This window comes from Gemmatimonadaceae bacterium, from assembly GCA_036003045.1.
Taxonomy (GTDB): Bacteria; Gemmatimonadota; Gemmatimonadetes; order Gemmatimonadales; family Gemmatimonadaceae; genus JAQBQB01.
Genome location: DASYSS010000066.1, coordinates 1 through 2511, shown reverse-complemented (window position 1 = coordinate 2511; position 2511 = coordinate 1). Strand labels below are relative to the sequence as shown.

Below are 2511 nucleotides of genomic sequence, written 5' to 3'. Positions count from 1 at the left end.
CGCGGAGTCAGTCGTCGTCTCGTTCAACACGGACGTCCCGCACCTCGGCGCCCTCGGCAAGCCGATGCTCTTCGGCCCCGGCTCGATCCTCGACGCCCACGGCGCGAATGAGAAGATCGGGAAGCGAGAATTGTTGGAAGCAGTGGAGACGTACTATGCGACCGTTCGGTCGCTAGTTTCAGAGTGACAGAGTGGCATAGGGACAGAGTCCAACTCTGCACCTCTGCCACTCTGCCGCTATGCAACTCTCAGAAGACATCTTCCTCATCGCCGCCGTCCGAACGCCGATCGGCAAGTTCGGCGGGGCGCTCGCGAAACTCACCGCCCCGGACCTCGGCGTCGCGTCGGCGAAAGCGACGATCGAGCGGTCGGGCATCGATCCGGCCGCGATCGACGAGACAATTTTCGGCAACGCGCGGCAGGCGGGTGTCGGGCCGAACGCGGCACGGCAAGTCTCGGTACGTGCCGGGCTGCCCCACGAGACGCCGGCGTACACGGTGAATCAGGCGTGCGGCTCGGCGCTCCGCGCGATCATGAACGGCGCCGACGAGATCCGCCTCGGGCGCGCGAAGGTGCTCCTGGCAGGCGGCACGGAGTCGATGTCGAACACGCCGTACCTCCTTCCGCGCGTCCGATGGGGCATGCGCATGGGCAATGCGGAAGTCGTCGACGGCATGTACCGCGACGGTTTTCTCTGTCCGCTCGCCGACGAGATGATGGGCGCGACGGCGGAGACGCTCGCCGACCGATACGCGATCACGCGCGACGAGCAGGACCGCTTCGCGATGGAGTCGCAGCAGAAAGCGGCGCGCGCGTACGAGCAGCACCGCTTCGCGGACGAGATGGTGCCGCTCCCGCAGCTCGATCACGATGAGCACCCGCGCTTCGAGACCGACCTCGGGTCGCTGGCGAAATTGCCGCCGGTCTTTCGCAAGAACGGCACGGTGCACGCCGGCAACTCGAGCGGCATCACCGACGGCGCGTCAACAATGCTTGTAGCGAGCGAGGCGACGGTCAAGCTGCATAACCTGAAACCGATGGCGCGGATCGTCGGCTACGCGCAGGCCGGCGTCGATCCGAAGGTCATGGGCATCGGTCCGGTCCCCGCAACGCGCAAGCTCCTCGCCGAAACCGGCATCAAGCTCGACGACATCGACCTCATCGAACTGAATGAAGCCTTCGCCGCCCAAGTCATCGCCTGCGATCGCGAACTGCACTTCGATCCGTCAAAGCTGAACGTCCACGGCGGCGCGATCGCCCTCGGCCACCCGATCGGCGCCACCGGCGCCCGGATCACGACCACGCTCCTCCACGCCCTCCAAGCCCACGACAAACGCCTCGGCCTCGCCACGCTCTGCATCAGCGGCGGCATGGGGCTGTCGATGCTGGTGGAGCGGGTGTGAAGTTCACTGACTCCCACTGCCACCTCACGATGTCCGCGGCCGATGCCGTGCTGGAGCGCGCGCGCGGGGGCGGGGTGCGGGGGTTCGTCGTTCCGGGGACGAAGCTGGAGGATGCGCCGCAGGCGATTGCGGTGGCGAATGGGCGCGACGACGTCTGGTGCGCGGTGGGGTTTCATCCGCACGAGGCGAAGGACTGCGACGACGCCGCGTTTGCGGAAATCGAACGGCTGGCCGGCGATCCGAAGGTCGTCGCGATCGGGGAGTGCGGGCTCGACTATCACTACATGCACTCGCCGCGCGAGACGCAGATCGCCGTCTTCGAACGGCACATCGCGCTCGCGAAGAAGCTCGGCAAGCCGATCATCGTGCACAACCGCGAGTCGACGGATGACTGCGTCGAGATCCTGCTGCGCAGCGGCGCCCGCGGGATTCTGCACTCGTACACGGAGTCGCTCGACGTGGCGGAGAAGCTCGTGGCGGCGGGGTTCTTCATCTCGTTTTCGGGCATCGTCACGTTCCGGAGCGCGGAGATGCTGCGCGGGGTCGCGAAGGCCCTGCCGCACGACCGCGTGCTGATCGAGACCGACACGCCGTTTCTCGCGCCGGTGCCGTATCGCGGGAAGGAGAACGAGCCGGCGTTTGTGGTGAAGGTCGCGGAGCTGCTCGCGACTTTGTGGCAGGAATCGCTCGAATACGTGGCGGAAAAGACCACATCGAACTTCGAGCGCGCGTTCTCGGTTAATCTGCCGAGGTGATGAAGTCCGTCATCGCGTTTCTCCTGGCAACAGTTGTCACCGTTCCGATCACCGTTCCGATCATTGCGCAGGACGCCGGTCCGACGACGATTCGCACGCTCGTGGAGGCGGGACGCGATGACGATCTGCGGTGGCCCGACTTCAGCGACTACCGCAAGCACCTCGTCAACTTCTACGAGCCGCTGAACTACGCCTTCGCATGGTCGCGGAATGGCAAAGTGACGCCGCAGTCGCTCGCGGTGATCGCGCTGTTCGAGTCGGCCGACGTGAAGGGAGTCAACGCGGTCGACTACGACGGCTCGCGTTGGGGAGCGCGGCTCCAGGCGCTCAGCACCGGCCATCCGGACGACATC

The 2511-nt window shown here is 66.0% G+C and carries 4 protein-coding genes; all 4 read left to right on the top strand.

What is annotated here, in order from left to right; genetic code table 11:
- On the top strand, positions 1 to 187 hold a 187-nt coding region (locus tag VGQ44_16675), incomplete at its 5' end, for a hypothetical protein (GenBank protein HEV8448467.1).
- 52 nt (positions 188 to 239) lie between these two features.
- Positions 240 to 1403, top strand: a complete 1164-nt coding sequence (locus tag VGQ44_16670; protein ID HEV8448466.1) for a thiolase family protein — start codon at positions 240 to 242, stop codon at positions 1401 to 1403.
- Positions 1400 to 2158, top strand: coding sequence for a TatD family hydrolase (locus tag VGQ44_16665; protein ID HEV8448465.1), 759 nt, complete (start codon positions 1400 to 1402; stop codon positions 2156 to 2158). Before VGQ44_16670 ends, VGQ44_16665 begins: the two co-directional genes overlap by 4 nt.
- On the top strand, positions 2158 to 2511 hold a 354-nt coding region (locus VGQ44_16660; protein ID HEV8448464.1), incomplete at its 3' end, for a hypothetical protein. The genes VGQ44_16665 and VGQ44_16660, both read left to right, overlap by 1 nt.

Coding starts and splice junctions, on each gene's coding strand:
- VGQ44_16670 (HEV8448466.1), top strand. CDS start 240: ATGCAACTCTCAGAAGACATCTTCCTCATCGCCGCCGTCCGAACGCCG.